Source organism: Pseudoalteromonas sp. HM-SA03, from assembly GCF_002289345.1.
Classification (GTDB): Bacteria; Pseudomonadota; Gammaproteobacteria; order Enterobacterales; family Alteromonadaceae; genus Pseudoalteromonas.
This window is the reverse complement of the sequence record NZ_NSDG01000186.1, coordinates 1-520: the sequence shown is the minus strand read 5'-3', so window position 1 is coordinate 520 and position 520 is coordinate 1. Positions and strand designations below refer to the sequence as shown.

Below are 520 nucleotides of genomic sequence, written 5' to 3'. Positions count from 1 at the left end.
ACGAGTCGAACAGGGTATCGTCACTATTATTCCGACCCGAGCAAATGTGGACGCTGTCCAGTCAGAAATCAATGTACAGCCAGTAAAAATCAAACCAAAGTTATAACGCGGCATGTTTGGCAATCGAGCGTAGAAAACGCCAATACGATTAGGCTGAGCGACTGGGGTAAAAAGCTCTATCGACGACGAGCCGAAACGGTGGAAAGAAGCTTCGCTGATGCGAAACAACATCATGGACATCGCTACTGCAGATATAGAGGCCTTCCAAAAGTGACTGCACAATGCTTGTTAGCAGCGGCATGTCAAAATATGAAGAAAATGGCGCTCATGGCTGCACACTAGCAAAAAACCTCGAAAACTCCCCCCTAAAAGCCCTCAAAACGACCTTGGACACACCAAATCACAATAATTAGCCTAGCCAACACAAAAAAACAGCGCTGAAACTTACGGCAGAGAAAACTGCTCCAACAACTGGGAAAAATAAACCCCGCTTAAAAAAGCGGGGTTTATCATCAATCTG

At 45.6% G+C, this 520-nt stretch carries 1 protein-coding gene; it reads left to right on the top strand.

Features of this window, described 5'->3' with window-relative positions; translation table 11 throughout:
* On the top strand, positions 1–342 hold a 342-nt coding region (locus tag CKO50_RS23835; protein WP_141240184.1), incomplete at its 5' end, for a transposase.
* Between the last annotated feature and the right edge of the window lie 178 nt (positions 343–520).